Source organism: Janthinobacterium sp. Ant5-2-1, assembly GCF_001445815.1.
Taxonomy (GTDB): domain Bacteria; phylum Pseudomonadota; class Gammaproteobacteria; order Burkholderiales; family Burkholderiaceae_D; genus Janthinobacterium; species Janthinobacterium lividum_E.
In genome coordinates this window covers 54408-81219 of sequence record NZ_LNCE01000033.1, presented here as the reverse complement: position 1 = coordinate 81219, position 26812 = coordinate 54408, and the positions used below count along the sequence as shown (strand labels likewise).

Annotated in this window: 31 protein-coding genes; 17 read left to right on the top strand and 14 right to left on the bottom strand. The window is 64.2% G+C overall.

The window, feature by feature from the left end:
• Nucleotides 1–21: 21 nt before the first annotated feature.
• The 3 genes from ASN89_RS11975 to ASN89_RS28995 form a co-directional block, all read right to left on the bottom strand.
• Nucleotides 22–1023 carry an ABC transporter substrate-binding protein gene (locus tag ASN89_RS11975; RefSeq protein ID WP_046682445.1) on the bottom strand — a complete coding sequence of 334 codons (1002 nt, stop codon included), beginning with the start codon at nucleotides 1021–1023 and terminating at the stop codon, nucleotides 22–24.
• Between the two features lie 398 nt (nucleotides 1024–1421).
• Nucleotides 1422–1658 carry a hypothetical protein gene (locus tag ASN89_RS11970; protein ID WP_046682446.1) on the bottom strand — a complete coding sequence of 79 codons (237 nt, stop codon included), beginning with the start codon at nucleotides 1656–1658 and terminating at the stop codon, nucleotides 1422–1424.
• Between the two features lie 20 nt (nucleotides 1659–1678).
• Nucleotides 1679–1852, bottom strand: coding sequence for a hypothetical protein (locus ASN89_RS28995; protein ID WP_160309274.1), 174 nt, complete (start codon nucleotides 1850–1852; stop codon nucleotides 1679–1681).
• A 273-nt stretch (nucleotides 1853–2125) separates the two neighbouring features.
• Here ASN89_RS28995 and ASN89_RS11965 point away from each other — a divergent pair, with 273 nt between their 5' ends.
• Together ASN89_RS11965 and ASN89_RS11960 are read left to right on the top strand one after the other, a co-directional pair.
• Nucleotides 2126–2626, top strand: a complete 501-nt coding sequence (locus ASN89_RS11965) for a winged helix-turn-helix domain-containing protein (protein WP_223278908.1) — start codon at nucleotides 2126–2128, stop codon at nucleotides 2624–2626.
• Nucleotides 2627–2855: 229 nt separating this feature from the next.
• Nucleotides 2856–3728 (top strand): zinc-dependent peptidase, encoded by an 873-nt coding sequence (locus tag ASN89_RS11960; protein ID WP_058049417.1) that lies wholly within the window; start codon nucleotides 2856–2858, stop codon nucleotides 3726–3728.
• 4 nt (nucleotides 3729–3732) lie between these two features.
• Here the strand turns inward: ASN89_RS11960 and ASN89_RS11955 are convergent, their stop codons facing one another.
• The gene (locus tag ASN89_RS11955) at nucleotides 3733–4422 is read right to left on the bottom strand and encodes a LytR/AlgR family response regulator transcription factor (protein WP_058049416.1); all 690 of its coding nucleotides are present in this window, start codon (nucleotides 4420–4422) and stop codon (nucleotides 3733–3735) included.
• Nucleotides 4419–6080 (bottom strand): histidine kinase, encoded by a 1662-nt coding sequence (locus ASN89_RS11950; protein WP_058049415.1) that lies wholly within the window; start codon nucleotides 6078–6080, stop codon nucleotides 4419–4421. The genes ASN89_RS11955 and ASN89_RS11950 overlap by 4 nt, the downstream gene beginning before the upstream one ends.
• 164 nt (nucleotides 6081–6244) lie before the next feature.
• On the opposite strand from ASN89_RS11950, the gene ASN89_RS11945 reads away from it, so the two are divergent.
• The 7 genes from ASN89_RS11945 to ASN89_RS11915 all read left to right on the top strand — a co-directional run bounded on the left by ASN89_RS11945 (nucleotide 6245) and on the right by ASN89_RS11915 (nucleotide 12637).
• The gene (locus ASN89_RS11945; protein ID WP_058049414.1) at nucleotides 6245–8359 is read left to right on the top strand and encodes a serine hydrolase domain-containing protein; all 2115 of its coding nucleotides are present in this window, start codon (nucleotides 6245–6247) and stop codon (nucleotides 8357–8359) included.
• Nucleotides 8360–8454: 95 nt separating this feature from the next.
• Nucleotides 8455–9285 (top strand): transporter substrate-binding domain-containing protein, encoded by an 831-nt coding sequence (locus ASN89_RS11940; protein WP_058049413.1) that lies wholly within the window; start codon nucleotides 8455–8457, stop codon nucleotides 9283–9285.
• Nucleotides 9286–9305: 20 nt separating this feature from the next.
• On the top strand, nucleotides 9306–9983 hold the full coding sequence (locus ASN89_RS11935; protein WP_058049412.1) for an amino acid ABC transporter permease: 678 nt from the start codon (nucleotides 9306–9308) through the stop codon (nucleotides 9981–9983).
• Entirely contained in the window at nucleotides 9983–10675 is a 693-nt protein-coding gene (locus ASN89_RS11930; RefSeq protein WP_058049411.1) for an amino acid ABC transporter permease, read from the top strand. The genes ASN89_RS11935 and ASN89_RS11930 overlap by 1 nt, the downstream gene beginning before the upstream one ends.
• The gene (locus ASN89_RS11925; protein ID WP_058049410.1) at nucleotides 10672–11415 is read left to right on the top strand and encodes an amino acid ABC transporter ATP-binding protein; all 744 of its coding nucleotides are present in this window, start codon (nucleotides 10672–10674) and stop codon (nucleotides 11413–11415) included. The genes ASN89_RS11930 and ASN89_RS11925 overlap by 4 nt, the downstream gene beginning before the upstream one ends.
• Before the next feature lie 105 nt (nucleotides 11416–11520).
• Nucleotides 11521–12087, top strand: coding sequence for a glycine zipper domain-containing protein (locus ASN89_RS11920; RefSeq protein ID WP_046682455.1), 567 nt, complete (start codon nucleotides 11521–11523; stop codon nucleotides 12085–12087).
• Nucleotides 12088–12283: 196 nt separating this feature from the next.
• Complete coding sequence (locus ASN89_RS11915) at nucleotides 12284–12637, top strand: hypothetical protein (protein WP_046682456.1); 354 nt, start codon at nucleotides 12284–12286, stop codon at nucleotides 12635–12637.
• Nucleotides 12638–12657: 20 nt separating this feature from the next.
• On the opposite strand, the gene ASN89_RS11910 is transcribed toward ASN89_RS11915, so the two are convergent.
• Nucleotides 12658–13524, bottom strand: a complete 867-nt coding sequence (locus tag ASN89_RS11910) for a universal stress protein (protein ID WP_034758861.1) — start codon at nucleotides 13522–13524, stop codon at nucleotides 12658–12660.
• Nucleotides 13525–13692: 168 nt separating this feature from the next.
• Here ASN89_RS11910 and phbB point away from each other — a divergent pair, with 168 nt between their 5' ends.
• Nucleotides 13693–14439, top strand: coding sequence for an acetoacetyl-CoA reductase (gene phbB, locus ASN89_RS11905; protein ID WP_058049409.1), 747 nt, complete (start codon nucleotides 13693–13695; stop codon nucleotides 14437–14439).
• Between the two features lie 175 nt (nucleotides 14440–14614).
• Here the strand turns inward: phbB and ASN89_RS11900 are convergent, their stop codons facing one another.
• The 7 genes from ASN89_RS11900 to ASN89_RS11870 all read right to left on the bottom strand — a co-directional run bounded on the left by ASN89_RS11900 (nucleotide 14615) and on the right by ASN89_RS11870 (nucleotide 19722).
• Nucleotides 14615–14986, bottom strand: coding sequence for a TraR/DksA family transcriptional regulator (locus tag ASN89_RS11900; RefSeq protein ID WP_046682534.1), 372 nt, complete (start codon nucleotides 14984–14986; stop codon nucleotides 14615–14617).
• A 110-nt stretch (nucleotides 14987–15096) separates the two neighbouring features.
• Nucleotides 15097–15516, bottom strand: coding sequence for a VOC family protein (locus ASN89_RS11895; RefSeq protein WP_046682458.1), 420 nt, complete (start codon nucleotides 15514–15516; stop codon nucleotides 15097–15099).
• Between the two features lie 83 nt (nucleotides 15517–15599).
• The gene (locus tag ASN89_RS11890; protein WP_052755523.1) at nucleotides 15600–16073 is read right to left on the bottom strand and encodes a hypothetical protein; all 474 of its coding nucleotides are present in this window, start codon (nucleotides 16071–16073) and stop codon (nucleotides 15600–15602) included.
• Entirely contained in the window at nucleotides 16058–16870 is an 813-nt protein-coding gene (locus ASN89_RS11885) for a hypothetical protein (protein WP_152988545.1), read from the bottom strand. The genes ASN89_RS11890 and ASN89_RS11885 overlap by 16 nt, the downstream gene beginning before the upstream one ends.
• 88 nt (nucleotides 16871–16958) lie before the next feature.
• Nucleotides 16959–17741 carry a 2-oxo-tetronate isomerase gene (otnI, locus tag ASN89_RS11880; RefSeq protein WP_058049407.1) on the bottom strand — a complete coding sequence of 261 codons (783 nt, stop codon included), beginning with the start codon at nucleotides 17739–17741 and terminating at the stop codon, nucleotides 16959–16961.
• Nucleotides 17742–17874: 133 nt separating this feature from the next.
• Entirely contained in the window at nucleotides 17875–19245 is a 1371-nt protein-coding gene (locus ASN89_RS11875; protein ID WP_046682460.1) for a DEAD/DEAH box helicase, read from the bottom strand.
• Nucleotides 19246–19431: 186 nt separating this feature from the next.
• The gene (locus ASN89_RS11870) at nucleotides 19432–19722 is read right to left on the bottom strand and encodes a hypothetical protein (protein WP_058049406.1); all 291 of its coding nucleotides are present in this window, start codon (nucleotides 19720–19722) and stop codon (nucleotides 19432–19434) included.
• 172 nt (nucleotides 19723–19894) lie between these two features.
• On the opposite strand from ASN89_RS11870, the gene ASN89_RS11865 reads away from it, so the two are divergent.
• From ASN89_RS11865 to ASN89_RS11850, 4 genes are all read left to right on the top strand, one after another.
• Nucleotides 19895–20548 carry a hydrolase gene (locus ASN89_RS11865; RefSeq protein WP_046682462.1) on the top strand — a complete coding sequence of 218 codons (654 nt, stop codon included), beginning with the start codon at nucleotides 19895–19897 and terminating at the stop codon, nucleotides 20546–20548.
• A 66-nt stretch (nucleotides 20549–20614) separates the two neighbouring features.
• Nucleotides 20615–22471, top strand: coding sequence for an amidohydrolase (locus tag ASN89_RS11860; protein WP_058049405.1), 1857 nt, complete (start codon nucleotides 20615–20617; stop codon nucleotides 22469–22471).
• A 9-nt stretch (nucleotides 22472–22480) separates the two neighbouring features.
• On the top strand, nucleotides 22481–22672 hold the full coding sequence (locus ASN89_RS11855; RefSeq protein ID WP_058049404.1) for a DUF1427 family protein: 192 nt from the start codon (nucleotides 22481–22483) through the stop codon (nucleotides 22670–22672).
• Nucleotides 22669–22827, top strand: a complete 159-nt coding sequence (locus ASN89_RS11850; RefSeq protein ID WP_046682465.1) for a XapX domain-containing protein — start codon at nucleotides 22669–22671, stop codon at nucleotides 22825–22827. Before ASN89_RS11855 ends, ASN89_RS11850 begins: the two co-directional genes overlap by 4 nt.
• Before the next feature lie 52 nt (nucleotides 22828–22879).
• Here the strand turns inward: ASN89_RS11850 and ASN89_RS11845 are convergent, their stop codons facing one another.
• Nucleotides 22880–23662, bottom strand: a complete 783-nt coding sequence (locus tag ASN89_RS11845) for an inositol monophosphatase family protein (RefSeq protein WP_034758799.1) — start codon at nucleotides 23660–23662, stop codon at nucleotides 22880–22882.
• Between the two features lie 195 nt (nucleotides 23663–23857).
• On the opposite strand from ASN89_RS11845, the gene ASN89_RS11840 reads away from it, so the two are divergent.
• The 3 genes from ASN89_RS11840 (at nucleotide 23858) to ASN89_RS11830 (ending at nucleotide 26809) form a co-directional block, all read left to right on the top strand.
• A complete protein-coding gene (locus ASN89_RS11840; protein ID WP_034758797.1) occupies nucleotides 23858–24622 on the top strand; it encodes an RNA methyltransferase in 765 nt (254 codons plus the stop codon).
• Nucleotides 24619–25521: a LysR substrate-binding domain-containing protein gene (locus tag ASN89_RS11835; RefSeq protein ID WP_058049403.1), complete on the top strand. Its 903-nt coding sequence runs from the start codon at nucleotides 24619–24621 to the stop codon at nucleotides 25519–25521. The genes ASN89_RS11840 and ASN89_RS11835 overlap by 4 nt, the downstream gene beginning before the upstream one ends.
• Nucleotides 25522–25612: 91 nt before the next feature.
• Nucleotides 25613–26809 (top strand): MFS transporter, encoded by a 1197-nt coding sequence (locus tag ASN89_RS11830; protein ID WP_235501954.1) that lies wholly within the window; start codon nucleotides 25613–25615, stop codon nucleotides 26807–26809.
• The last annotated feature ends 3 nt before the right edge of the window (nucleotides 26810–26812 follow it).

Sequence of the window (26812 nt, the reverse complement as noted above, 5' to 3'; positions counted from 1 at the left end):
ATTCATCGTGACACTTTCAGATTAGCGAGGCGCGTAGGATTTCTTGGCTTTTTCCAGCAGATCGAGCTTGACCCAATCCTGGGCTGCAGGCGCTTTGGCCATGCGGCCCACGCCGAATTTCACCATGTAGTCGGTGGTCAGCTGCACGTGGCTTTGCGTGATGTCTTCCGTGAAGATGGCGTTGTCGATGGCGTCGCGGTAATCGTCGGAGGTGATCTGGTTCTTGAACATCGATTCGCGCACGTATTTTTCCGCCAGTTTCGGGTCGGCCAGGAAGGCGCGCGTGGCAGCGACGAAGCAATCCATGAAGCGCTGGGCCACGGCCGGCTTTTCCTTGTACATTTTTTCCGTCATCACCAGCGCGCGCACGGGCTCGCCCAGCGGCGTGTCGTAAGGCTTGATGATGGCCGCGCCGTATTTCTTGTGGATGGCCTGGGTCGAGTACGGCTCGGACTGGCTCATGACGTCGATATCCTTGGTCAGCAGCGCCTGGTTCAAGTCGGGGTAGCCCATGTACAGGATCTGCACGTCCTTGCCCGGTTTGTCGGACCAGGTCAGCTTGGCCTTGGTCAATTCGGCAAACAGCAGGATTTCCTGCGGACCGCCGCGCGTGACGCCGACTTTCTTGCCTTTCAGGTCGGCGATGCCCTTGATGTTCAGGTCGGGACGGCCGACGATCTGCACGCCGCCCTTGGCAAAGCCGCCCACCAGATACACGGGCAAGCCCGTGGCGCGGCCCGTGATGGCCGCTTCCAGCGCGCTGGCGGACACGTCGATTTCGCCGGCGATCATGGCTGGCACGATGTCGAGGCCCTTGGCGAAGATGCGCTCTTCGATCTTCAGGTCGTATTTCGGCGCGATTTCCTTCATGTAGGCGACGGCGCCGTAATGGGCGAATTTCAGGTTGCCCAGGCGTACGGTATCGGCCGCGTGGACGGCCAGCGGAAATTGCGCGGCCAGGGCGACGGCGACGGCCAGTGCTTTGGTGTTGAGGAAGGACGAGATGCGGAAGGTGCGTGCCATGCTGTTGTCTCCAAAAGGTAGATGGTTTTTTATATTGGGTGAGGCCGCCGCTCTGATGACGGCTATGAAAATATAAAAGCATCTTCCGTGCCAGTGGAGCGTATTTTGACGTTTATTGCAAGTGATTGTTTATAAAGGTTTAATTTGAATCTATTGAAAATGGGAAATGGCGAGATTCCGCCTTTCCGCACGGAGAGGGGAAAGATTGTGCGGATTGCCGCATTTTGGCGGCGGGTTCGGTATTGGATTGCGGACTCGGAGCAGGTGAACCTAAATGGCGTGGCCGACTCCAATCGTAAAAAAACGCGTTGCAAACAGGCTGGCAACGCGTAACTCCCCCGTGGAGTAGGGGCGGCGCCGCGCGGGCGCCTGATGGATCGGCTTGACGTTTGCCGGGCTTACTTTGGCGTCGTGGCGGGCGGCAGGGCCGGTGCGGTGGCCGGATCGGTCAGCGGCGCAGGCGGCGTCGTGCTGCCGGGACCCGCTTCCGGCGTGGCTGGCGCGACGGGCGGCGGCATTACTTGTGGCGCGGAAGCGGGGTTGGGCGCCGTTTCGGGCAGCGGCGCTTCGGCCGGTTTTTTGCAGGCGGACAAGGTGATCAGGGCGGCGGCGGCCAGCAGACTAGGCATGTTCATGATGGTTCCTTTGCAAAGTATCAAGAAGTGGCGCGATGCGGGCGGCGGGTGCCGCGCGCGAAGCTTGAATTTATTGCAAGAATGCCGACGCTTCTGTTCGCTATTTCACTTTGTGCGCGAATGGGGCACAGCGTTTTTGGATGTCTTTTATAGATGTCGTCAGAGAAATAATTCAGCAAGGCAATATTTTTCACTTTCTTGCTTCTAATGTTCGTTAACGCACAGACCAGTGAGGAGCAGGATGGCATTCTGTGTCCAGACGCTCAGGATTCGTGGCGTTCTGGTATAAAAATTGCCAAGAACTTAACAATCCGGGCTACCGGCAATCGTTTAAAAGGAGTATTCAAATGCATGCAATGACTCAGTCTCACGTGAAGAGCGAATTAAAGGCAGCGCACCAGGAACTTCGTAGCCCCGAAAAAGGCTCGCAAATGGTAGAACGCGCAGCACCGATCCCCCCGGAACGCATGAATCCCATTTCCATGGCACCGATCGAGCGCGTGCGTTCGACGTCGGCCACCCTGCGCCGCATCGAAAACATGCAAAAGCTGATCGGCGAATTGTCGCTGCACGAGATGCTGGCCGACGAAATCGCCTGGTTCCTCAAGTTTTCGCCATCGGGCGCCCGCAAATATATCCGCGACCTGCGCGAAGCGGGCGTGATCGAACTGGCCCGCTACATCGAAGGCACCGCCACCTATCTGGGCAAGGCAGTGTACCAGCTGACGCCAGATCCTGAGCGCGTGCGCGCCTTCCTGGCCGCCATCGTCCAGCCGAAACGCGAAGGCGCGCCACCGCGCAAGGACCGTCCAGGCTTGCGCGAGCAAAGCATGGCAGGCAGCGGCCGCCACTTCCACATCCTGGCCGATGACACGCATTACGCCATCCGCGTCAACCGCGGTCCCGTGACGCGCGATCCGTTGGTGGCAGCCTTGTTCGGTGCGCCGCAGCAAAAATCGGCCGAGTAATAGCTGACGGTTTTGTCAGGCGTTGTGACGTTGTAATGAAAGCCGGGTTGTACCCGGCTTTTGGCGTTGGGGCAAGCCGTTTCATGCTGTCTGATTGAAAAGACTGCAAGCATCCCCATGTGGGCTGGACTGCTGCCCGCGACGTGCGGGTTCACTTGAAGGAGCTGTCCTTGTCTGCTTACGCCGTGTTTTCCTGCCCCCTTGCCCTCATCCTGAAGCGGGCCGCCGCATGAATCCGCTTCTGTGGATCGCCCTCGTCACGGCCTCCATCGTGTTTTCGCTGTGGTTTCCCCGCTGGCGCTTGAAGCGGGCCTTGGCGAAACCCTTGCCGGCTGAAGGCCTGGCCGTGCTGGAAAAGAATATTCCCGTGTATCCGCGCATGCCGGCCCCGCTGCAGGAGCAGTTGCGCCGTCTCGTCGTGCAATTCCTGTACCAGAAGAAATTCGTTGGTTGCGGCGGCCTGGAGATCACGGACGAGATGCGCTACACCATCGCCGGCCAGGCTTGCTTGCTGCTGCTGAACCGCCAGATGCAGGTGTATCCGGAACTCGACACCATCCTCGTGTACCCCACGGAATTCATCGTCACGCGCAATGAAGTGGGGCCGGGCGGTGTGGTGACGCCATCGGAGAATGGTTTATTGGGCGAATCCTGGGGCGATGGCAGAGTGGTGCTGGCCTGGGACCACGTGCAGCGCGGTGCGGCCGACTGGACCGATGGCCACAATGTCGTGCTGCATGAATTTGCCCACCAGCTCGACAGCGAATCGGGCGCCGCGAATGGCGCACCGTATTTGCCCAGCGTGTCGAGCTACCGCAGCTGGGCCACGGTGCTGTCGCGCGACTTCGACAACCTGCGCCACGACGCCATCTACCAGCAGCACAGCGTGATGGACCATTACGGCGCCACGAATCCCGCCGAATTCTTTGCCGTGGCCACGGAAACCTTCTTTGAAAAGCCATATCAGATGGCCGAGCACCACGAGGAGCTGTACGCGCAATTCTTGCAGTACTACAAGGTCGACCCGCGCGACTGGATGGCGCCACCTGTGGAACCCGAGCACATGGCCTCGCCGTTTCCTAACTACGCAGCGCACTGGTAAGCGTTCAGCCCAGCAGCCGCCGTTTCAGCGCGGGATAGCTGCTGCGCGACACGGGGATGCCCGTGCTCGTCTGCGTGTCGAGCGCGTATTTGCCGCCCGCCGCGATCTGCAGCTTTTTGAAACCGAGGCTGTTGACGATGTAGGAGCGGTGCACGCGCAGGAAGTGGGGCGGCAGCAGGGCCATGAGCTTATCGATAGGCAAGTCATGAAAACACTGTTCGCCGCTGCGCAGCACGATGTTGCTGTAGTGGCCATCGGCTTGCACATGGTCGATGTCGGCCATGGCGATCCATTCCAGCGCACCGCGTTTCTTGACGGCCAGCGAGGCCGCTTCCGTATGCCGTCCCGTATAGCGTTGCAGCGCCTTGTGCAGGCGCTCGCGGCTGAAAGGCTTGGCAACGAAGTCGAGCACGCCGAATTCGAAGGCCGTGATCGAGCGTTCCGCGTGGGCCGAGATGATGATGGTCTGGAATGGGGCTGCCTGGGCCTGGCGCAGCAAGTCATAGCCGTCGGCGCCGTGCAGGTTCAGATCCAGCAGCAGCAAGTCGACCTGCTGCTGGGCCAGGGCGGCCAGCGCTTGCGGGACATTGTCATGCAGCACGAGATTGCCGAGGCGCACGCCGAAATGCGCGCGCACTTCGCGTTCGAGGCCTTGCGCGATCAGCGGTTCATCTTCCAGTATCAACACATTCATGGCGCCGCCGGCAAGGTAAAGGTGAGGCGCCAGCCTGTTTGCTGCTGTTCGCCGGCATATTCAGACTCATAGCGTGCCGCATCGCCAAACACGGCGTGCAGGCTGGCGCGGATGTACTGTTCGCCCTTGCCGCCGCCCGCATGCGGGCGCGCTTCGCCTTCCGGCAACACCACGGTGAGCACCTGCGTTTGCGCATGGCGTGCGATGCGCAGGATAAAGGCCGCGCCGCGCCGGTAGCGGTTGTGGCTGAACGCATTTTCCAGCGCCGTCAGCAAGATGGCGGGCGGCACGGTGATGCCCGCCGCTTCGCCATCGAGTTGCAGGCTGCACGGCTGCTGCAGCCGCGTGCCCATGATGCTCAGGTAATTCTCGCACAGGGCCAGTTCCTGCGTCAGGGCAATGCTGGGCTGTTGGGCGAATTCGTTGAGCATGCGCAACTCCGCACCCAGCGCCTCGATGAAGGTTTCGGCCGCCTGCGGCGACTGCGCGTTGAGTTCGCCGATCAGGCTGAGGGAATTCATCAGGAAATGCGGTTGCATGCTTTTGCGCAAGAGCTGGTTTTCCAGCTGCTGGGCGCGCGCCGCCTTGCTGCGTTCGCGCAGCAGCTGGGCCAGCAATTGCGCGCACAGGGGCAGCAGCAAAAAGCACACGACGAGGGCGAAGCCGCCTTCGGCAAACTGGCTGCCCGTCAGCAGGAACAGGGCGCACGAGGCCAGCGCGATCAAGGCGCCGCCGCGGCTGCCCGGCAGGCGGCGCCACAGGGCGCCCAGGTTGAGCGCCAGGCTCGCTGCCAGGCCCGTCAAAAACATCCACCAGCAGCGCGAGTCGAAATGTGCGGGCAGGGTGCCGGCCAGCGCGATGCCCGCCAGCAGCACGGCCGCCGCCAGCGGCCAGCGCGGCAGCCGGTATGCCGTATAAAAATACAGGGGCAGCAGGGCGGAAAACAGCCAGGTCAGGGCGCTGACGGCGTACAGGCGCGGCAAGTGCAAGGGATAGGCATAGCCGGCAACGCTGCGCCAGAGTTCCACCACCAGCAGCAGCGCCGCCACCAGGCACAGCGCGGCAAACATGGCCCAGTGCCGCTGTCGCTGGTACAGCGCCGTCAAGGCGAGAAACAGCAGGGCGGCGGCACCCAGCGCCCCGGCCAGCAGCAACGGCGGCAGCCGGTACCAGGCCAGCGCCGTGCGGTAGTCTTGCCGGTCGACCAGGTACAGCGCATACAATGGCGACGCCAGGCGGGCCGGCGCCTGCTGCGTCGACAGCAGCAGGCGCAGATGGTGCGTGCCCATGGACAACTGCCGTGGCGTCAGGTGGATGGCGAAATCGATGTCGCCCGCGCGCTCCCCGCTGGCCTGGCTGGCCGGCTGGCCATTGCTGCCGATCAAGCTGCCATCGAGCCAGAATTCGCTGGCGGCCAGCGCCGACAGCACCAGCAGCTGGGTCGACGAGGGCGTGGCGGCCAGGGTGATATCGCGTTCGGCGCACAGCAGCTGGCCAGGCTTGAGCAGCTGGCGCAGCGAGGCGGCGGGCGTCGCAGCACTGACGCCGCAGGCGCGCCAGCCTTCGGCCAGCGATAGCCTGTCCATGCCCAAGGCGAAAGGGGGCAAGGCCAGGCAGCACAGCAGCAGGTAGCGGAAGCAGGAGGGCATGGCGGGCATTGTAGCTGCTCATGTGCTACCCCTTTGCAACATTTTCATCCACTTCGGTGCCGTTCATGCGGGCCACGTGCAGTTCGTGCACGGCCCGCCAACGGTGTGTAAAAGACACTTACCATGCATCAGTGCCGTGCTGTGGACACGGCCCTCACCATGGAATATTGATTATGCAAAGCAGCAAATACTACGGTTTCGCCGGCGCGCTGGCGCTGTTCTGCGGCGCGGCGCAGGCCGCTTCCGCTCCCGCTTCTGCTCCCACCCCGGCGCTGGCCGCGCGCCTGGCCGACTTCGACGGCTGGGTGGCGCAACGCATGGACAAGGCCCGTATCCCGGGCGTCACCGTCGGTTTCAGCCAGGGCGACGTGGAATGGGTCAAAGGCTATGGCTATGCGGACCTGGAAAACCGCGTGCCGGCCACGGCCCGGTCCAGCTACCGGCTCGCGTCCGTCACCAAGCCCATGACGGCGGTGGCCATCCTGCAACTGGTCGAACAGGGCAAGATCGACCTGGATGCACCCGTGCAAACCTATGTGCCGTACTTCCCCGTCAAACCGTTTCCCGTGACGGTGCGCCAGTTGCTGGGCCATCTGGGCGGCATCGATGCCTACCGCAACAGCAAGGCGGAAAAGCACTTCAAGGAGCACAAGGATACGCGCCAGTCCATCGCCGTCTTCGAGCAATTCGACCTGATCGCCGAACCGGGCACGCGCTTCCGCTACACCAGCTATGGCTACAACCTGCTGGGCGCCGTCATCGAGAGTGCCTCGGGCGAAAGCTATGGCGGCTACATGCGGCGCCATGTGTGGGGGCCGCTGGGCATGGACACCATCGTGATGGATGACCCGGACGCCGTGATCGCCCATCGCGTGCGCGGCTACCGGCTGGCCGGCAAGGAGTGGAAAAATGCGGAATTTGTCGACATCAGCAGCCGCTTTTCCGCCGGCGGCACGCGCGCCAGCGTGCCTGACATGCTGGCGTTCGGCAGGGGCGTCCACGAAGGCAAGGTACTGTCGGCGGCCAGCGTGGCTGCCATGGTGCAGCCGATGGCCACGCGCGCCGGCCGCTTGACGGACTATGGCATGGGCTGGGAAGTCGTCCCGACGGGCGGGCGCTACGCCATCGCCCACAGCGGCCAGCAGCCGGAAACCGTCACCTATCTGTACAGTTTTCCATCGCGCAAGCTGACCCTTGCCGTCGCCGCCAACCTCGAGCGCGTCAATCCCGAGGCGTTCGTGCAGCGCCTGTTCGAGGTGGTTACGGGCGAACCGTGGCAGCTGAACACGTATATCGCCGATGCGGACGCGCAGCGCGCGTACCAGGTGGCGCAAGGCCTGTTCGAGGAAGGCAGGTCATACGCGGAGCGCACGGATCAGCCGTATGCCGATGCGGCCGCCACGCGCGAAGCCTTTACGCAAATCAACCGGCAAGCGCTGGCGTCGGAGGCCAGGGCGGCGCGCGCCTTCATCGAAGCGGCCCGCCATCCCGCAGGCGGCCGCGTGTTTCTCACGGCCGGCGCCAGCATGGCCAGGCAGTTGCGCGAGGCGGGCGTCGACCTGAATCAATACGCGCGCGGCGGCGCGCTGGCGTTTGCGCGCGACTATGTCCTGTTGTCGCAAGGCACAAAGGCCGGTGCCTTGCCCCGCTTCGATCCCGTTTTCGAGCAAGCCATCGTGGCCCTGGCTGGCAGCTGGGACCGCACGGCCGCCATCGCCTGGCCGGCCGCGCCCGCCTCCATCGCCGCACTCGATGGCCAGCTGCGCACGGCCTTCCGCGGCCAGCGCGCCTATCCCGATTTCGTGCCCGAGCTGCAGGAACTGGCGCAAGCGTCGGCCGCGCGCGGCGAGGCGGAGGCGGCGCTGGCGGCCAGCCGCCTGGCCGTGGAACTGTATCCGCTCAGCGACCGCGCGCATGCGCTGCAAGGCCTGACCCTGCTGCGCGCAGGCAAGACGGAAGCTTCCCTCGCGGCCCTGCGCCTGGCGCTGGAGCGCGATCCTCTGGGCGCGGCCAGTCCGGCGGCGCTGAACCTGGAAGCCTATCGTTTGAAAGGCAGCGGCGCCGTGGCGCAAGGCATGGCCGTGCTGCAGGCGGCCGTCAGCCTGCATCCGCGCGACGCGAATCTGCACGACAGCCTGGCCGATTTTTATGTGGAGCAAGGCTTGCGCCCGCAGGCCATCGAAGCGTACCGCCAGGCGCTGCAGCTCGACCCCCGCTATCCGGGCGCCGTGGGAGCCAAAGCGGCGATCATCCGTCTTGGCGGTGAGACGAAGGCGCTGGCGCCATAGGTGAAATCTGCATAAACATGGGTGAAAAGATTCCTTTTTGGAAATAAGAGCGCCGCGGTCTAATGGCGGCATTCGTTATCCACCTGAGGAATCCCATGCAGACCCGTCTTCACTTCGCCGCGCTTCTTTTCACCACCATCGCCTTCACCCAGGTGGCGCAAGCGGACCAGCTGGCCAGCATCAAGGCGAAGGGCGAGCTGGTCTGCGGCACCCTGGGCACGGACGAGCCGAACAGTTTCATCGACGCCAGGTCGCGCCAGCTGGTCGGCTATGAAGTGGACTTGTGCCGCGCCATCGCCCAGGGCCTCGGCGTCAAACCGGTGATCAAGCAACTGGCCGTGGCCGCCCGCATTCCCGAATTGCAGCAGGGCCGCATCGACATCCTGACGGCATCCCTGACGCACAACAAGGAGCGTGAAGCGCTGATCGATTTTTCCCTGTCGACGTTTTACACGGGCCAGCGCGTGCTGGTCAAAAAGAGCAGCAATATCACGACGGTCGCTGGCCTGGCCGGCAAGAAAGTGCTGACCGTCAAGGGTGGCACGCAGGAGCCGAATATCCGCAAGGCCGTGCCCGGCGTGGACGTGGTGACGTTCGAGACAGCGGGCCAGGCGTACCTGGGTTTGCAGCAGGGAAAAGGCGCCGGCTATGTCGACGATGAAGTCTCGCTGCTCAACAACTACGCCAAGCTGGGCGCCGCGCAAAAAGAATATATCGTGCTGCCGCAAAACATCAGCCAGGAAGTGTTTGCCTTCGGCATCCGCAAGGGCGAGACGGGCGTGAAAACAGCCGTCGACAAGGTGCTGCGGGAACTGGAAAAATCGGGCGAGGCGGAAAAGCTGTTCTTCAAATGGTATGGCCCGACGAGCAATGTGAAATTCCAGAAACGCACATTTAGGATTGAATCGGACAAGATCGACGCCTGAACCTTGCCTGACTCTTCCGCATGTTTGATCTGAACTTCTTGCTGGCAGGCGACTACCGCGACTGGCTGCTGTCCGGCCTGCTGCTTTCCCTGCAACTGATGGGCATCACCTTGCTCCTGGCCCTGCCGCTGGCGTGCGGCGTGGCCATGCTGCGCCTGGCGCCGTCGCGCCTGCTCAATGGGCTGGGCGCCGCGTATGTCGAGCTGATCCGCAACGTGCCCTTGCTGGCCCACTTCCTGTTCTGGTATTTCGGCGCGCCCGAATTGCTGCCCGACACGTGGAAGGAGCGCTTGTATGCCGGCAATATCGAAGCCGCCAGCGCCATCGCGGCCCTGACTTTGTACACGGCCGCCTACATGGCGGAAGACATCCGCAGCGGCATCCGCGCCATACCAGCCCAGCAATTCGAAGCGGGCCGGGCGCTGGGTTTCGGTTTTCTTGCCACCATGCGCCTGTGCATCGTGCCGCAGGCATTGCGTTTGGCCGCGCCGCCGCTGCTGTCGCAAACCCTGAACCTGTGGCAAAACACGAGCATCGCCACCGTCATCGGCGTGGCCGAGCTGATGTACCAGACGCAGCGCGTGGAAGCGGCCTCGTTCCGCAGCGTGGACGCGTTTGTCTTCGCCAGCGCGGCGTATCTGGCTGTTTCGCTGCTCATCGCGGGCTTGGCGGCCTTGCTGCAAAAGAAGGTGTCCTGATGCTGGAACTGCTCCACGATTATTGGCTGTATTTTCTCGTCGGCCGCTATCCCGAGGGGCCGCTGGGCGGCCTCGCATTGACGGTGCTGCTGGCCAGCCTGGCGCTGGTGCTCAGCTTGCCGTTCGGCTTGCTGCTGGGGCTGGCACGCCTCAGTCCCTGGCGGCTGTTGCGCTGGCCCGTCGCCGCGCTGATCCACGTGGTACGGGGCATCCCCTTGCTGCTCGTCATCTTCTGGGCATATTTCTTCCTGCCCAGCATTACCGGCCATGAAAGCGGACAGTTCGGCACCATGCTGGCGGCCCTCGTCATTTTCGACGGCATTTATCTGGCGGAAATCGTGCGGGCCGGCGTGCAAGCCGTGCCCAAGGGGCAGGTGGAGGCGGCCCGTTCCCTGGGCTTGACTTATCTGGACAGCCTGCGCCAGGTCGTGCTGCCGCAGGCGCTGCGCCACATGCTGCCTTCGCTGGTCAACCAGTTCGTCTCGACCATCAAGGAAACGTCGCTGGGAACCATCATCGGCCTGGCTGAAGTGTCGTTCATCGCTACGCAAGTCAATGGCCTGGTGCTGACGAAACCCGTGCAAGTGTATTTCCTGCTGGGCATGACGTATTTTGTTTTATGTTTCAGCCTGTCGCGCGCCGCCTTCTGGCTCGAGCGGCGCCAGGCGCGTCTCTTGAAAGCGGCAGCATGATCAACTTTGACAACGTCAATAAATACTATGGCGATTATCACGCCTTGAATGGCATCAACGAGCATGTGGCCAAGGGCGAGGTGCTGGTCGTGTGCGGGCCGTCCGGCTCCGGCAAGTCGACCCTGATCCGCACCATCAACCGCCTCGAAGCGATTGCTTCGGGCCGCATCACGGTGGCGGGCCAGGACATATACGCGCCGGGACTGGACGTGAATGCCTTCCGCTCGCACATCGGTTTTGTGTTCCAGCAGTTCAACCTGTTCCCGCATTTGTCCGTGCTGGACAATTGCACGCTGGCGCCGCAGCGCCTGCGCGGCCTGACCCGGCGCGAGGCGGAAGAGCGGGCGCTGGCCTTGCTGGAACGGGTGGGCCTCGCGCACAAGGCGCGCGCCATGCCGGCGGCCCTGTCGGGCGGCCAGCAGCAGCGCGTGGCCATCGCCCGCGCGCTGGCCATGCAGCCGCCGCTGATGCTGTTCGACGAACCGACCAGCGCCTTGGACCCGGAAATGGTGGGCGAGGTGCTGCAAGTGATGCGCGACCTGGCGCAGGGCGGCATGACGATGGTGTGCGTAACGCATGAGATGGGCTTTGCGCGCGACGTGGCGGACCGGGTCTGGTTCATGGACCACGGGCAAGTGCTGGAACGGGCCACGCCCGGGGATTTCTTTGTGCGGCCGCAACATGCGCGCGCACAACAATTCCTGTCCGATATCCGCAGCCCGTTCGGCGCGGCCGCATGATTGGCGGCTGTGTGCGCAAGCGAACGGTATTTCGCCGGCGGCAAGCGCACGCTAGCCAGGCAAGCGGCGCACGGTGCGCCAGCAGCCGACCAGGAGGGCCGTACCATGTCACGCATCATCGCAGGTCATTTTCAGTTGCAGGAACAGATAGACGCCGCGCGCGCGGCCCTGAACCAGGCGGGCTTTCCCGATAGCCGCATCAGTTCCTTCTTTGTCAACCAGCCGGGTCAGCACGACTTGCATGCGCTCGGCGGCGACCGCGACATGTCGCCGGGCGCGAAAGAGACGCCGGAGGGCGTCGCCGAAGGCGTGGCCGTCGGGGCTGCCGTGGGTGCGGGCATCGGCGCGGCCACCACCCTGGCGACAGGGCCGCTGGGCCCGGTGGTGGGAGCGCTGGTGGGCGCCCACGTGGGTTCGCTCTACAGTTTCAACAAGATGAAGGATGCGGGCGAGTCCGAAGAAAATGGCGAGGGGAATGGCGAAAACCGCCGCCAGCCCCGTCATCCGGGCATGCTGATCGCCGTCGCGCTGGGCGGTCCCGACGAGCGCGAACGGGCGCTCGAGGCGCTGCACCGGCTGGGCGCCGAGCATATCGAGGAAGCGGAAGGCACGATCGCCAATGGCGACTGGCATGATTTCGACCCGCTCAGCATACCCGTGCTGGTGGCGTGAACCGGCGCACCAGCCGTGGAATATGCATAAATTCCGCGCTGCATGAAATTTAGGTATGATCCTTGTTAGTATTCGTAATTATTGGTAAACAATGCCGACAGGGATAGTTTCCGCGCGCCCCAAGTGACACTGGACCAAGGTGACTGCCTGTAGTACTTGCCTCGCATGCTAACGAGTATGAATAGGAGGTCGCGTCATGACACAGGCATGGTTCATTCTGACACGGGCCGATGGGCGCGACATCTGCGCGCCCTCGCCGGCACAGCTGGCCGATGCGCTGGCCGAGGTCTACCGTGGTGGCGCGCCGGACGGCAGCCCGGCCGCCGTCCTGTTGCGCTTCGGCTACGATGATGGCTTGATGTATCAGGTCGAGGTCGCTAGCGGAGGCGAAGTCACTTTCGAGGAATGGTCGGACCGCGATTGCGAAATCGCCCTGGCCACGCCGCGCCACATGTCGGCCCTGCCGCAGGACGACGCCCTGCAGCTGTGGCAGTGGCTGGCGCAGCGCCAGGTGGCGAAGATCCGCAGCCAGCCCTGGCAGGGCGGCTAGCCTGCCCCTTTGAATAATCCCTAGTGCGCCATCAGCACGGGGATCGTCATGCTTTGCAGAATCGTGCGCGTGACGCCACCGAGGATGGTTTCGCGCAGGCGCGAATGGCCATACGCTCCCATCACCAGCAAGTCGGCCGACAGGTCGGCAGCCTGCGACAGCAGCGCTTCGCCGATATCGCCGCGCCGCACGCCACCGCCATCGAGCAAATGCAGCCGCGCTTCCACGCCGTGGCGCGCCAGGTATTGCGTCAGTTCCGCGCCCGGCTGTTCGCCGTGCTCGGCGGCATGCACCTGGGCGTCAAAGATGGCCACGTGGACTTGCCCGGCGCGCTGCAGCAGGGGCAGGGCGGCGCTCACGGCACGGCTCGCTTCCTTGCTGGCATTCCAGGAAATGAGCACATTGCGGGCGGCTGCCGGCGGCGCCAGCAGGGGCAGCGGCGGCGCATACGGCACGATCAGCACGGGACGGCCCGAATGCAGCAGCACATAGGCGGGAAAGTCGCGCATCACGGACGGCGATTTATCCTTGGCATTGTATTGGCTGATCACGACCAGGTCCGCGTAGCGGGCCAGCAGGCTGATGCCGCCCGCCGCCTCGTCGTCGAGCACGCGCTGTTCGAACGAAGCGACGCCGGCCGCGCGCACTTGCGCTTCAAAACCGTCGAGGGCGCGCGTGGCCCGGTCGCGCAGGAAATTCAGATGCAAGCTCAGGTTCGGGTCCGCATCGAGGTCGGGCTGGTTCTGGTACAGCAGGCGCGACACGCCCGTCAGCGCCACGCCCGTCAGGTGGCCGCCGCAAGCCTGGGCGATGCTGGCCGCCGCTTCGATGCGGGCGGCGCGCCCGGCGCTGTCGTCGATGTGGAGCAATACGGTCTTGTATGTCATGGCCTGTCCTCTCGCTGTGCAGTAGCGGCCATTCTGGCACAGTCCGGGGTGCCGGCCGCGCACGACTGCATCAGACTGAGCACTTGATCTGGCGCAAGGCTGGCTATAAAAACTGCTCCTACACTTGATGCCACGCAGAACAACCATAACAAGCGGGGAGAGACAGTCATGAAGGAGCAAAAAGTAGCGCTGGTCACGGGCGGCATGGGCGGCCTGGGGACGGCCTTGTGCCGCCGCCTGCATGGGGCGGGCTTTGCCGTTGTGGCCGCGCATACGCCGGGCAATGCGCGGGTGGCAAGCTGGCTCGACGAGCAGCAGGCGCAGCAGTATTATTTTCATCCGCTGTCCCTCGACGTGACGGATTTCACTGCCTGCAGCGAGGCCGTGTCCAGCGTGCTGGCGCAGTTCGGCCGCATCGACGTGCTGGTCAACAACGCCGGCATCACGCGCGACCAGAGCATGCGCAAGATGGAATTGCCGCATTGGTCCGAGGTCATGCGTACCAATCTCGACAGCCTGTTCAACATGAGCAAGCAGGTGCTCGAACCGATGCTCGAACATAAATGGGGCCGCATCATCAATATCTCGTCCGTCAATGGCCAGAAGGGCGCGTTTGGCCAGTGCAACTACGCGGCCGCCAAGGCGGGCGTGCATGGCTTCAGCAAGGCGCTGGCGCTGGAAGTGGCGCGACACGGCATCACCGTCAACACGGTCTCGCCCGGCTACCTGCGTACGCAGATGGTGACGGCCGTGCCGGCCGATATCATGGAAACGAAGATCCTGCCGCAAATTCCCCTGGGCCGCCTGGGCGAGCCGGACGAGGTGGCGGCCCTGGTCGCTTACCTGGCGTCGGACGAGGCCGCGTTTGTCACGGGCGCGAACATCGCCATCAATGGCGGACAGCACATGAGTTAAGCAAGCGTACAGCTTGCACAGAGGCAATGGCAGTAGAGGAGACCCGTCCACCCAGTCGGCGCACAGACGTTGGCGGCGGACGTCAGGCAATGGCAGTCACGCTGTAATACAGGGGCAGGGCAGCGATGCCTTGCCCTTTGTTGTTGCGCCGCCGTCATGGTGCTCAGCGTGTTAGTCAGCGCTGGCTTTTTTCCAGCCGCGTCTGGCAATCGATGCACAGCCGTGCTTCGGGGCGGGCGTTCAGGCGCGACAGGCCGATGGCTTCGCCGCAGTTGTCGCACAGGCCGTAGCTGCCATCGGCAAACCTGGCCAGCGCGTGCTTGATGATGGCCAGCTGCGCCAGGTTGTGCTCGGCCGCTTCGCTGACGAGGGCGTTCAAGGTGCGCACGCTGGCATTGTCGGCCGGCGAGGCTTCGACTTCATTGAGCAGCGAGGCGCGCGCGTCCGCTTCGGCCGCTTCGTTCTCGATCTGTTCCAGCAACGCCAGCTTGCGTTGCTCCAGCACGCCTTGCAGGCGCTGCAGCTGGTCTTGCGGCAATCCATTCATGGCCATCACCCGGTAGAGGTTACTTCCATCATGGTAGTCCAAGATTGGCGGCTCTGCTTGCGCTACCACCCGCGCCGCGTTTGACGCGGCGCAGGCTGGCAGCGGCCGTTCTATGCTGGCTCTTTCAGGCAGTTGACCATCCAGGCGACGCCGAACTGGTCTTTCAGCATGCCGAAGCGCTTGGCCCAGAACGTTTCTTCCATGGGCATCTGGATGGCGCCGTCACGCGCCAGTGCGGCGAAGACCCGCTCCGCCTCTTCCGGTGTATCGACGGTCAGGCAGACCGAGCAGCCGCTCATGCCCTTGGCGCCATCCTCGGTGCAGCCGCCGTCCGAGCCCATCAGCATGGTGGGACCCAGCTGCACGGAGCCGTGCATGATCTTGTCATACCAGTCTTCCTTGACTTGCTCCTGCCCCGGCGTGCCCCGAAATGGCATCAGGCACAAGTCGGTGCCATGCAGGTGCTGGCGGTAGTATTCGAGCGCTTGCGCGCAGTTTCCATTGAATTGCAAATACGGTTCGATACGCATCTTGGTCTCCTCTGGTCATCGCCCCGCAGGCACGATTGCCAGGCGGGGAGGTCCCAGTATAGGCGCTCGCCGGCCGATTTCAATCACTCCGGCGCCATCTCTTGCAGCCGCTCACGCACCTTGCCCAGGGTGCTGAGGATGCGTTCGGGATTGCCTGCAAGCACGGCGCTGCCCAGGTGCAACAAGCTCGTCGCCAGGCTGATCCAGTGTCGCACGTCGTCGTTGCGGGCGATGCGCAGGCGCACCGTGTCGAGCAGGCCGCTGAGCTGGCGCTGCGCCGTTTCCAGGCCCGCCACCGTGTGTCCGGCCGCATCGGCATACAGCTGGTTGGCTTGCTGGCGCAAGGCCACTTCCAGGGCGAAGACGGCTTGCGCCTGGCTGTGGCTGATGCCGTCGGCGCCCTGGCTGGCGCGCTTGCGGATGGCGCGCATGACGGCGCCGTGCAGGGTGACGGCCGCCTGCGACAGGCTGTCGGCCAGTTGCTCGACGCGCATGGCGCTGCTGAGGGCCGCTTCGCGGCGTTCGCTGTTGTTGCTCCTGCCTACCGATCCGTCCATCTTGCCTCCGTGGTGGTGAGGGTGGCGGCGAGCCGGGCGTGTTCGCGCCCCAGTGCCGCCAGTTGCCGGCGCGCCAGGGTATGGCGCAAGCCAGCCAGGCGGTATTCCTCGGTTTTGCTTTGCTGCATGTTTTTCGCCAGCACGGCCAGCAGGCGCTGCTGCGGCGTGTCCGCATACGCGATTTCCACGTCGAGCAAGCCCAGCACCATGTCGCGCTCGTTGTCGCCGCTTTTGTCGTACAGCGCCAGCAAGCTGTCGAGCGCGGCCAGCAGGGCTTGCAGCGGCGCGTCGCCATCGTGCAGCACTTGTGCCAGGTGTGTCTGCTGGCTGGCCTCGCCGCTCAGGCGCGACAGTTGTTGCAGCAGCAAAGTGTAGGCGCTCACATGGCGGTCGTCGATGCCGCTGCCCGGCCAGGCGCGGAGGGCGGCGCCGGCGCCGGCCAGTTCCGGCCGCACGTCGTACGCGTCGGCATCGGCCAGCCGGCCCAGAGCCTGCAGGTACAGGCGCACGGCCTGCGCCAGGCGCGCGGCGTCCGCCTGCGCGGCGCGGCGCTGCGCATCGAGCAGGCGTTCGCGCGCGTCTTCGGCGGGCGACAGATAGGGGCGGGCGCGCTGGTAGCTGTCGACGTGGCGTTGCGACAGTTCGCTGAAGGCGCTCAAGGCCTCGTTGCCGGCGGCCAGGGCGCGCACTTGCGCAAGCTCGGGGCGCGCGGTGGCGCAGCCGCACAGCACGGCAGCCAGGCAGAGGTGGATGCAAAGATAAAGGGCGCGGCGATGGCGGGCGGGCAGGGCGGACACGTCACCTCTCGACAGGAAATACTGTATGGAAAGGTATTGTCGTGCCGGCCTGCGCTACCCGCCTTGTGCGGGCGCAAGCAGGCTGCGATCAGGCGCCCGTCAATTGCTCGCGCCAGCCCAGTCCGGTAACGGTGTCGCTGGCGGGGCGGTATTCGCAGCCGACCCAGCCTGCGTAGCCGACCTGGTCCAGCAGCTTGAACACGTGGCGGTAGTTGATCTCGCCCGTGCCCGGTTCGTGGCGGCCCGGCGTGTCGGCGATCTGGATGTGGCGGATCAGGGGCAGCATGGCGCGGATGGTGTTGCTCAGCTCGCCCTCCATGCGCTGCATGTGATAAACGTCGTACTGCAGGAAGATATTGCTGCGCTGGCAGTCGGCGATGATGTCGGCCGCCTGCTGGCTATGGTTCAGAAAGTAACCGGGCATGTCGTGGTGGTTGATCGGCTCGATCAGCACGTTGATGCCATGCGGACGGCAGGCGTCGGCCGCAAATTGCAGGTTGCCGATCAGGCTTTGCCGCGCCCGTTCCAGGCTCATGCCGGGCGGCACGATGCCGGACATGCAGTGCAGCTGCTTCGCCCCCAGCGCCAGCGCATAGTTGAGGGCCAGCTGTACGTTGCTGCGGAATTCCTCGCCCCGGCGCGGGTCGCAGGAAATGCCCCGTTCGCCGTGTTCCCAGTCGCCGGGCGGAAAGTTGAAGACGGCCAGCTGCAGCTGGTGGCGTTCCAGCCGCATGGCAATCTGCCGCGCCTCGACGGCATAGGGGAACAGGAATTCGACGGCATCGAAGCCCGCTTCCCTGGCGGCGGCAAAGCGGTCGAGGAAGGGCAGTTCGGTAAACATCATGCTGAGGTTGGCAGCGAAGTTCGGCATGGCGGCACGCAGGTGAGGGCAATGGACACTATCCTAGCCCAAATCGGCAATTGGTGGCGGGCATGAAAAAACCGTTCCAGAAACAAGTTCTGGAACGGTTTTGATTGCTGCGATATGCGCTTACCCGCGGGTATTAACGACCGCGGCCGCCAGATCTGTGATTGGCTGCCGAACGCGGCGCATTGCCGCTGCGGTTGCCGCCGCCACCGCCGCCCGATGGGCCGGCGCTGCGTGGCTTGGCGCCGCTGCCGCCGGTTTTCACGCGCACGACGGCGCCGGCTGGCGCGCGGCTGTTGTTGCGGTGGCCGCCGGTGCCGCTGCGCAATTGCACAGGCTGGGCGCGGGCGTTCAGGTCGGGCTCGAAGCCTTCGATGACTTCGCGCGGCAGGGTTTGCTTGATCAGCTTTTCGATGTCTTTCAACATTTCGTGCTCATCCACGCAGACCAGCGACACGGCTTCGCCCTTGGCGCCGGCACGGCCCGTACGGCCGATACGGTGCACATAGTCTTCCGGAATGTTCGGCAAGTCGTAGTTGACGACGTGCGGCAACTGGTCGATGTCGATACCGCGCGCGGCGATGTCGGTGGCGACCAGCACTTGCAGGGTGCCATCCTTGAACTCGGACAGCGCGCGCGTGCGCGCCGACTGGCTCTTGTTGCCGTGGATGGCCAGGGCGCCGATACCGTCCGCGCCCAGCTGTTCGACCAGTTTATTGGCGCCATGCTTGGTGCGCGTAAATACAAGTACTTGCGTCCAGTTGTTCGACTTGATCAGGTAGGACAGCATCGGATGCTTCTTGTCGCGGTCGACCGGATGGATCTTTTGCTTGATCACTTCCACGGTCGAATTGCGGCGCGCCACTTCGATCATGGCTGGCTTGTTCAGCAAGCCGTCGGCCAGGGCCTTGATCTCTTCCGAGAACGTGGCCGAGAACAGCAGGTTCTGGCGTTTTGGCGGCAGTACTGCCAGCACTTTCTTGATGTCGCGGATGAAACCCATGTCCAGCATGCGGTCGGCTTCGTCGAGAATCAGGATTTCCACTTTCGACAGGTCAACCGTGCCCTGGCCCATGTGGTCCAGCAGGCGGCCCGGCGTGGCGACGAGGATGTCGACGCCATGCTTGAGCTGCTTGATTTGCGGGTTGATGCCAACGCCGCCGAAGATCACGGTCGAGTTCAATTTGGTGTACTTGCTGTAGGCGCGCACGCTTTCCTCGACCTGCGCGGCGAGTTCGCGCGTCGGGGCCAGGATCAGGGCGCGGATCGGGCGCGTCGAGGTGTTGCTGGTGATGGATGCGCCATTGGCGTCCGTCGACAGGCGGTGCAGCACGGGCAGGGTGAAGCCGGCCGTCTTGCCGGTACCGGTTTGTGCACCGGCCAGCAAGTCGCCGCCAGCCAGCACGGCGGGAATCGCCTGCGACTGGATCGGGGTCGGCACGGTGTAGCCGTGTTCGGTAACGGCACGTACGATAGCGTCGGACAATCCGAGGGAGGAAAAGGACATGGTAACTTTATTGTGAGATCGGCCTGTCGCCATCGTGGGGCGCCAGTCGCAGGCAATCAGATTAGGGGTCGAAAGACAGCGGCAAGGGGACTGGTCATATGTGCCGCACACGCGAAGTATAACAGCCTGGCAAAAACGCGCCTGTTTTGTTTCAGGTTTGCAATGTCGCAAGTAAAGAAAAGGCGTTTAGTCGTCGATCTCGTCGACGGTGTAGCGCACGCCCTGCGCATCGAGCCAGGCGCGCACGGCGTCCAGGCCATGCCACGGGTCCGGGCGCAGGTACTGGCATATATACAGGCCCGCATCCGTCAGCCTGGCGTCCGTGTCGGACATGGTCCCGGACGCCTGCGGCCGTGCCGCCAGCAGCTGCGCGATGTGCTGGCGCTGTTCCGGCGCCAGGCTGGCCGTGACCCTGAATTCAAATCCCATGTTTTCTCCCTTGATGGTCAGGTCGCCGCCGCGGTTATTTTGTATCATCGAAAAAATTGCACATAGCTTGGCATTCTTTCCGTTTTTGTTTTCAAAGTATCTCGTCCATACTGCATAGCACTGGCCCGGCACACACAGCGTGACGCAAGGGCAGGAGCAGAAGCACCGTATAACGACATCTCTTTTTTTATATTCAATTATTTTCACTAAGGAAAACATCATGCCTATCGCCACCGCCCAAGCCGCCCAAAAACTGCTGACCCCGAACGATCATACCCTGATCATGATCGACCACCAGTCGCAGATGGCCTTCGCCACCCGCTCCATCGACCTGGCCCTGCTGCGCAACAATGCGGCCCTGGTGGCCAAGGCGGCGGCGGAATTCAAGGTGCCGACGATTTTGACGACGGTGGCGGCGAAATCGTTCTCCGGCCCGATCTTCGACGAGATCCAGTCCGTCTTCCCGGACCAGGCGCCGATCGACCGCACCAGCATGAACACCTGGGAAGATGCGCGCATCGCCGACAAGGTGAATGGCTACGGCAAGGGCAAGATCGTGCTGGCCGGCCTGTGGACCTCCGTCTGCATCGTGGGACCTGCGCTGTCGGCGCTGGAACAGGGTTTTGACGTCTACGTGATCGCCGACGCCAGCGGCGACGTCTCCGACGAAGCCCATGCGATGGCCATGCAGCGCATGATACAGGCGGGTGCGCAGCCGATGACGTCCGTGCAATACTTGCTGGAACTGCAGCGCGACTGGGCCCGCGGCGAGACCTACAATGAAACGGTGGCAACGGCCGTGGCGCACGGCGGCGGTTATGGCCTGGGCCTGATCTACGCCAAATCCATGTTCAACGCCAGCGAAGGCCATTGATTTTCACTGACTCCGGCTTCGCCGCCCGCCGGCGGGGCCGTTTTTTCATTTGATCCGGGAGTTCCCATGCACGCAAACACCATCTTGCTCAACGGCCGTTTCCACACGGTCGACAGGACGCAGCCGCTGGCGTCCGCCGTCGCCATCGCCGATGGCAAATTTCTCGCCGTGGGCGACGTGGAAGACGTGATGCGTCATCGCGGCCCGGCCACGCAGGTGATCGACCTGGCTGGCCGCACGGTGATTCCCGGCCTGAACGACTCGCATCTGCACCTGATCCGCGGCGGCTTGAACTACAACCTGGAATTGCGCTGGGAAGGCGTGCCCTCGCTGGCCGACGCCTTGCGCATGCTCAAGGAACAGGCCTTGCGCACGCCGAACCCGCAATGGGTGCGCGTGGTCGGCGGCTGGACGGAATTCCAGTTCGCGGAAAAACGCATGCCCACCCTCGATGAAATTAACGCGGCCGCGCCCGACACGCCCGTCTTCATCCTGCACCTGTACGACCGCGCCCTGCTGAATCGCGCCGCCCTGCGCGCCGTCGGCTACGACAAGAACACGCCGAACCCGCCCGGCGGCGAAATCGTGCGCGACGCGGCCGGCAACCCGACCGGCTTGCTGATCGCCCGCCCGAACGCCATGATCCTGTATGCCACGCTGGCGAAAGGTCCGAGCCTGCCGCGCGAACTGCAAGTGAACTCCACGCGCCAGTTCATGCGCGAATTGAACCGCCTCGGCATCACCAGCGCCATCGACGCGGGCGGCGGCTTTCAGAATTATCCCGAGGATTACGCCGTCGTCGACGAGCTGGCGCAAAAAGATCAGCTGACCATCCGCATCGCCTACAACCTGTTCACGCAAAACAAGGGCGCGGAACTGCAGGACTTCCAGAAGTGGACGGGCATGATCAAGCCCGGCGACGGCACGGACTTTTACCGGCATAACGGCGCCGGCGAAATGCTCGTGTTTTCCGCCGCCGACTTCGAGGATTTCCTCGAGCCGCGCCCCGAGCTGGCGGCCGGCATGGAAGACGAGCTGGAAAAGGTCGTGCGCCACCTGGTCGAGCAGCGCTGGCCGTTCCGCCTGCACGCCACCTACGATGAATCGATCAGCCGCATGCTCGATGTATTCGAGAAGGTCAACCGCGACACGCCGTTCGGCGGCCTGCACTGGCTGTTCGATCATGCGGAAACCATCAGCCCGCGCAATATCGACCGCGTCAAGGCGCTGGGTGGCGGCCTGGCCATCCAGCACCGCATGGCGTTCCAGGGCGAGTACTTCGTCGAGCGCTATGGCGCGGATGCGGCGAAAGCCACGCCGCCCGTGCAGCGCATGCTGGACGCGGGCGTGCCCGTGGGCGGCGGCACGGATGCGACCCGGGTCGCCAGCTACAACCCGTGGACGGCGCTGTACTGGCTGGTTTCGGGGCGCACCGTGGGCGGCCTGGCCCTGACGGATGCGGCGGGGCGATTGTCGCGCGACACGGCGCTGGAACTGTGGACGGCGGGCAGCGCCTGGTTCTCGAGCGAGCAAGGCAAGAAGGGACGTATCCGCGAGGGCATGCTGGCCGACCTGTCCGTGCTGTCGGCCGATTATTTCACGGTGCCGGAAGAGGCGATCAAGTCGATCGAATCCGTGCTGACCATGGTGGGCGGCAAGGTCGTCTACGGTCAGGCGGAGTTCACCAATCTGGCGCCGCCACCGATTCCCGTGCTGCCCGAGTGGTCGCCCGTGCGCACGGTGCCCGGCCATTACCGGCCCGTGGCCAAGCAAGCGCAAACGCAAACCATGCTGCCGCACCAGTGCGCGGGCGCCTGCGGCGTGCATGCGCACGCCCACGACCGGGCGCGCAAGTCGGCCGTGCCGATTTCCGATTTTTCCGGCTTCTGGGGCACCCTGGGCTGCAGCTGCTTCGCCTTCTAGGAGAACGTTATGTATTACAAAAAAGTGATATTGGGCCTGCTGCTGGCTTTTGTCGTGGGTTTCATCTGCCAGCTGACGCACATTCCCGTGCCGGCGCCGCCCGTGCTGGGCGTCGCGCTGCTGGTGTTTTTGACCAGTTGCGGCTACTGGCTCACGGGCTTGTACCTGCAGCGCCGTGACATGAAACGGGAGGCGCCATGAACGTGATGCTGGCAGGGTCGCTGCTGGGCTTGCTGGTGGGCGCCGTGTGCCGCTGGTTCGACCTGCCGTCGCCCACGCCACCCACGCCGACGGGCGCGGCGATGGTGGTGGCAATGACATTGGGCTTTGTCGTGGCGGGGCAGGTCAGCCCCTGAATGCAAAAAACCGGCCAAGGCTGGTTTTTTCATGGATGCCGCGTGCGCAACCTTATGCGAATGGCGTCAGCAGGGTGATCATCTGGCCAAAGATCTTCGGGCTGGCGGCGATGACGTCGCCCTTGTACAGGTAGTCCGATTCGCCGGAAAATTCACCGACGATGCCGCCCGATTCCGTGATCATCAGGGCGCCGGCGGCGATATCCCAAGGCTTCAGACCTTTTTCGTAGAAGCCGTCCAGGCGGCCGCAAGCGACGTAGGCCAGGTCCAGCGCGGCCGAGCCGGCGCGGCGCACGCCCTGGCTGCGTTCACCCATGATCGCGTACATCTTCAGGTATTCGTCCAGCGCACGGGCGCTGCCGGCCACGTAGCCGGTGCCCAGCAGGGCGTTCGAGATGCGGTCGAGCTTGGTGACGCGGATACGTTTTTCGTTCAGGTAGGCGCCGGCGCCCTTGGTGGCCGTGAACAGGTCGTTGCGTACCGGGTCGTAGATGACGGCTTGCGTGACGACGCCGCGATGCGCGAGGGCGATCGAGATGCAGTATTGCGGGAAACCGTGGATGAAGTTGGTGGTGCCGTCCAGCGGATCGATGATCCACTGATATTCATTCTCGTCGTGCGAGTTGGCGGAAGCTCCCGATTCCTCAGCCAGGAACGCGTGGTCCGGGTAGGCTTTGGACAGCACCTCGATGATGGCTTGTTCGGCCGCCTGGTCGACGTCGGTGACGAAATCGTTATGTTGTTTTTCCGTGACGACGACGCGGTCGAGGTCAAAAGAGGCGCGATTGATGACGGCGGCGCCGCGGCGGGCGGCTTTGATCGCCGTGTTGAGCATTGGGTGCATGTGAGCTTCCGTTAAAAGCACGCGACCGCCCATGGCCGCCTTGCGGCGCCGGTACGATAGAGTGCAAGAATGAATTAAAGAGCGGAGCGGTGCCGAAGTGGTTAAAATCCCGGCCTGGCGTCAGCGTTTTGTGACTCCGTTTCCCGAAATTTCCTGTATCGATACCGCGCAATAGCGCTATTTTAAATGAATCTGCCCGAAATCAACACGTCTCTTTTCAAACGCCTGCGATTTATTCTTGTCGAAACTAGTCGTCCTGGCAACATTGGCGGCGTTGCGCGCGCCATGAAAACGATGGGTTTTTCCGATCTGGTGCTGGTCAACCCCCGCTTTCCCGACGCCTTGACGGATGCGGAAGCGGTGGCCTTCGCCAGCGGCGCGCAGGATATTTTGTCGGGCGCGCGCATCGTCGGCTCGATCGCCGAGGCGCTCGAAGGCTGCAATTACGCGGCCGCCGTGTCGGCCCGGTTGCGCGAATTTTCGCCGCCCGTCACGGCGCCGCGCGCCATTGCGGCCCAGCTGGCGGCCGGCGCAGACTTGCACGCGGCCGTCATCTTCGGCAACGAGCGCTTCGGCTTGCCCAACGAGATCGTCGAGCAGTGCAATGTGCTGATCAACATCCCCGCCAATCCCGAGTATTCCTCGCTGAACCTGTCGCAGGCGGCGCAGGTGGTCGCCTATGAATGCCGCGTGGCGGCGCTCGGCGATGGGCAAATGGCCAGCCCCGTCGGTTTTCATGGCGACGCGGCCAGCCTGGCGCAGGTCGACGGCATGTACGCGCATCTGGAGCAGGCGCTGGTCGCCATCGACTTTCTCGACGCCGACAACCCGAAAAAGCTCATGCCCCGTTTGAAACGCCTGTTTTCGCGCACGGGACTGGAAACGGAAGAAGTCAATATCCTGCGCGGCATCGCCCGGCATATCCTGGCGGTAGCCAAAAAAGGCCCATGATCGAGACCCGGCTGCTGCGCCAGTTCATTGCCGTCGCCGAGGAGCTGAACTTTCGCCGCGCGGCCGAACGGCTGCACATGGCGCAGCCGCCGCTGTCCCAGGCGATACGGCGGCTGGAAGAGCTGCTCGGCTACCCAGTCTTCGAACGCACGAACCGCAAGGTCGCCTTGACCCCGGCCGGCAGCACTTTTCTGGCCACGGCGCGTCAGGTGCTGGCCAGCCTGGAAGAGGGCGTGGCCGCCACGCGCCGCGTGGCCCAGGGCATCGAGGGCCACTTGCGCCTCAGCTTCATCCACATTACGCCCTACGCCCACGTGCTCGATGCTTTGCGCGCGTTTCGCACTGCCTCGCCCGCCGTGCAATTTACCTTGCGCGAAGCGTCGACGCAGCAGCAGGTCGAGTGGCTGGAGCGGGGCGACATCGATATCGCGCTGCTGCGCGCTCCCGGGCGCAGCACGCCGGGCTTGCGCTTCGAGCGCCTGTCGGGCGAAGACATCGTGATCGCGCTGCCCTTGGACCACCGCTGTGCGGGGCTGACGCACGTGGACCTGGCGGACCTGGCCCACGACGATTTCGTCGCTTCCCCGCGCGACCTGGGCCAGGGTTTCCACGACCAGCTGGCCAGCCTGTGCCTGCATGCGGGCTTCGTGCCGCGCGTGGTGCAGCAGGCGCGCTGCTTGCAAACGGTGCTGGGCCTGGTGGCGGCCGGTTTTGGTGTGGCCCTGCTGCCGGCCAGCCTGGCGGCGTCCAAGCCAGCGGGAGTGGTCATGCTGCCGCTGGCAAGCAGCGCGCCCGAGGCGCTGCGCCAGCTCGACCTGTACATGGCGTGGGACCCGCAGCGCACGTTGCCCGTGTGCGAGCGGCTGCTGGAGCAGTTGCGGCTGTCTGCCTCGCATTGAGACTTGCAAGGTCTTATTTCGAGATAAATAAGATATTTTACAGATGGTGATCCAGGGGCCAGCATGGCGTTTTGCCTGTACTGGAGCCGTCATGTCCCCTGTTTCTGTCCGCGCCGCGGCTTCCCTGCCGCCCGCCATTTATCTTCTTTCCCTGTGCAGCTTCGCCTTCGGCTTGTCCGAATTCATCGCTGCCGGCTTGTTGACCCCCATGGCGCGCGACTTGCACGCCAGCGTGGCGGCGGCCGGCGGCGCCATTGCCGCGTATGCGCTGGGGGCGGCCATCGGCGCACCGATCCTGACGGCCATGCTGGCGCGCCGGCCCACGCGCCAGGTGCTGGTGGGCACCATGCTGGTGCTGGCGGCCGGCAGCGTGGCCATGGCGGCGGCGCCGGCACTGGGCGCGCTGCTCGGTGTGCGCTTTGCCGTGGGCCTCGCGCATGGCGTGTTCATGGCCGTCGCCTCGCATGCGGCCACCAGCCTGGTCGACCCGTCCCGCGCGGGCAGGGCGCTGTCCATCGTCTGGCTGGGCCTGACCCTGGCGCTGGCGGGCGGCGTGCCGCTGGGGACGTGGCTGGGCGCCGTCTCGTCGTGGCGCTGGGTATTTGCGGCCATCGGCGTGCTGGCCTTGTGCGGCGGCGCCGGCCTGCGCTTCGCCATGCCCGCCGCGCGTCAGCAGCTTGCCGCCGTATCGGCGCTGGCCAGCTTGCGCGCCATCTTGCAGCCGCCCCTGCTGCTGGCGGCCGGCGTGGCGGCGCTGGTCAGCGTGGCCACCTTCAGTTTTTTCACCTATATCTCGCCATTCCTGCTGCAGCTGGGCGGACTCGATGCGGGCTGGCTGGGCGCCGCCATGCTGTGCTTTGGCGCGTGCGCCATCGGCGGCAACCTGCTGGGCGGCTGGTGCGCCGATAGGCCCCACGCGCTGCGTTCCACCGTGCTGGCACTGGCCGCGCTGGCGCTCAATTTGCTGGCGTTTTATGTGCTGCGCGCCCAGCCCCTGGCCATGCTGGCCCTGTGCGGCACCTTGGGCTTGCTGTTCTTTGCCCTCGTCACCCTGTCGACCATGCGGCTGCTGCGCCTGGCGCAACGGCATTGTCCGGGCAGCGACGCCGTGGCGGCGGGCCTGAACATCGCCGCCTTTAATGCGGGCACGGCGGCCGGTGGCGTGCTCGGCGGTGCGCTGATCGTCGCCTTTAGCTTGCCCAGCATCGCCATCGGCGGCGCGCTGGCGGCGCTGCTGGCCATGCTGCTGCTGTGCTTCCCGTCGCGCGAACTAGACGGGTCGCTCTAGTTT